At 42.1% G+C, this 2,561-nt stretch carries 4 protein-coding genes and 1 pseudogene; 1 reads left to right on the plus strand and 4 read right to left on the minus strand.

Annotation, left to right across the window (positions count from 1 at the left end; genetic code table 11):
• A pseudogene (locus K6Y21_RS20925) lies at positions 1-219 on the plus strand (IS4 family transposase); the annotation flags it as partial.
• Positions 220-357: 138 nt separating this feature from the next.
• On the opposite strand, the gene K6Y21_RS20930 reads toward K6Y21_RS20925, so the two are convergent.
• The 4 genes from K6Y21_RS20930 to K6Y21_RS20945 form a co-directional block, all read right to left on the minus strand.
• Positions 358-819 (minus strand): GNAT family N-acetyltransferase, encoded by a 462-nt coding sequence (locus tag K6Y21_RS20930; protein WP_233073885.1) that lies wholly within the window; start codon positions 817-819, stop codon positions 358-360.
• Between the two features lie 117 nt (positions 820-936).
• On the minus strand, positions 937-1,467 hold the full coding sequence (locus K6Y21_RS20935) for a DUF4240 domain-containing protein (RefSeq protein ID WP_233073887.1): 531 nt from the start codon (positions 1,465-1,467) through the stop codon (positions 937-939).
• A 66-nt stretch (positions 1,468-1,533) separates the two neighbouring features.
• On the minus strand, positions 1,534-1,863 hold the full coding sequence (locus K6Y21_RS20940) for a hypothetical protein (RefSeq protein ID WP_233073888.1): 330 nt from the start codon (positions 1,861-1,863) through the stop codon (positions 1,534-1,536).
• A gap of 82 nt (positions 1,864-1,945) precedes the next feature.
• The gene (locus K6Y21_RS20945; RefSeq protein WP_233073889.1) at positions 1,946-2,320 is read right to left on the minus strand and encodes a hypothetical protein; all 375 of its coding nucleotides are present in this window, start codon (positions 2,318-2,320) and stop codon (positions 1,946-1,948) included.
• Positions 2,321-2,561 lie beyond the last annotated feature (241 nt).

A 2,561-nucleotide genomic window follows, 5' to 3' on the forward strand; every position in this document is an offset into this window, starting at 1 on the left:
GAGGTTGTGCTTTGGTGCATTGGACTGATTGCTAGACAGCAAAATTGGCAGTATCAGTTTCAAGCCAACACCATCAAAACCCGCCATGTTTTATCAATAACACGGCTCGCAAAAGAGGTGCTAAGACAGCGGGACCACCAAAGAAATTACGCGGATATACAGTGGGCAATCTGCGAATACATACGCGTGATCCATCAAACAGCGATGCTTAAATTATGAGGGGATCCGTCAGCGCCAAATTAAGTAGTGAGCAACGCTACCACCAACCTAAAACATTGTGCCGTAAACACTAAAACTGATTCAAACCGAAAGTGCCAAGCGTTGCGAATCTGCTTAAATTTATTGTTAGCTGAATTGTTACTGAGGAGCCTTTACTACAAAGCCCTTCTCGATACCTGACTGGAAACCTACTTTCTCGTAGAGTCTGTGAGCTGAAGTTCGAGTTTCACCAGACAAAAGTACAACTTGATAACACCCTTTGCTCCATGCTAACTCAAGAGCCTTTTCCATAACCTTTTGACTTAAGCCCATACGGCGGAAGTCTTCGCTTGTAATCACGTGTTCAATAATACCAAACGGTTTTCCAGCATTCGTTACCGTTGGCACTATTCCTAACTGACATGTCGAAGCTAGAGTGCCGTCAACTTCTGCTACTACAACCATAGTATTGGCATTGTTTTGTATCTCTTCCCACGTGGAAGCAAGTTGCTCCGCTGTCCTTTCTGGATCGTTTCCACGAAGCTCTTTGTACAGTTTTAGTACGCCAGGGAGATCATCCTGATTGGCTATACGAATAAATTCCATTTTATCTTCTTCCATATTTGCTAATTAGGGGATTCAGCTAACGCCCGGCTCACCGAGCAAATTTTATTGGCGGCTTTTTTGGAACAAAAAAGGTGACACTAAAATTTGTCCGGTGGAGCCACTTGTTAACTCTTAGTTTAGTGTCCTGACATTCTCTTCATCCCAGAATTGATCGTATAGCTTGGGGAATTCTTGTTTTAGCTCTTTTTCCGAAGGCCAATCATCTTCGATCACTGGGTCTTCTGGATAGACATATTCTTCTTCTAAATCCTCAATATCTCCATCCCAAGCTTCATCGCATACATACAATAAAGCCTCGCCAGTTACCTCTTCAACTGGATCTTGGACCTGTATATAACTTGCAATATTGTCAGGGTTATCGAGGGTTTCGTAAAACCGTTTCTTTCCGTTGAGAATGACCCAGTTTCTGAAATCTTCAAACACGTCATCTGATATATAGCTGAGTAAGACGAAGCTAGCTTTAAGCATCGGCCAAGTATACGCCTTACACAGTATCTCTCTGTGTATATTGGCAAAGGCCACCAGCTCTTCCTTTGACTTTCCCGATAGCTTTTTGGTTATGCGTACGCACTGCTCTTCTGGAGAACAATTATCTGGAGAACCTGAAGATTCAACCAGCTCCCAAAATTCTTCTTCGTTCACGATATTCCCTCAGAGAGTTAACGCCGCAATCAGCGCGGCTGCGCAGCAGTCCGCTGCATTGCCTTGTTAAATGTTTTTATCAAGCACATGCTTAGCAATTTGATAGGCAGCATACCTTGCCTGACCTTCTTTTGGATAGTCGTCTGGTACTACTTCTATTTCTTGGACTTGCAGACTACCACCATACTTAATGTTGGCTTCGTGCACGCCCTCTAATATTTCGGTTTTGTGACTTTCTAAGTCAAATTTAATTTGAGCATCATCTTGGTTTAAACCCACGCGTTTTACTACAAGCACACCATTTTCTGGAGTTACTCCAAATTTGATAGAGACCAAAACGCAACCCGGACCAGTTACGTGCTGCCTTCGATAATATGTGCTTTCTGAGATGCTCATAGACATTTAACGCCACCAGCAGGGGCAGACAAAGCGCGTAGCGATTTGGCTGTCCCTCTGGCTGGTCTTGTTAGCAGTAAATTTAACCTTTAGACTCGGTAAACCCTGGTAAACCATTTTGATGATCTGCCCACTGCGACTTAGTAAACGTTTCTTTTCGGATCGTTGAAACTGCAATTATTGTCCCACATAAAATTAACAAAAGCCCTGGTGCCGTATTCTTTAAAGCAAAACTCGCCGTACCAAAGTCTGCGGTAATTTCAGAACCATTATTAACATTAACACCTTTATTAACTTCAATATCTTGCTGCGTCAACATATAACCAAGAATTATTAATACAGCTGACATTGTGAAACCCAAAACCATAGTTGCTATTCGTACATAAAATGTATGCTTAATAAACTTTGTGGCTAGGGATTCTGTTTTTTGGTCTTTTAGCTCGGCTTGAGATACCATTGATACTCCTTTACTGCTAACGCCCGCATCTAGCGAATCCCCACAAAATATCTTTCGCTATCAAATATATAGAAACGCATCTCGTTGTGTGATCTAATTAATTTCGCCAAAAAAAAACCAGATTACAACGAGATGCGCGAACTTAATATCATACACCAACAGCTACAAAATCAATGCCCTTTCATTCACAAAAAGCGACTTCAATCCCTCATTGATTCCACTCAAGCATTGCTCAACGGTG

This window comes from Motilimonas eburnea (genome assembly GCF_021295345.1).
Taxonomy (GTDB): Bacteria; Pseudomonadota; Gammaproteobacteria; order Enterobacterales; family CBDFNC01; genus Motilimonas; species Motilimonas eburnea.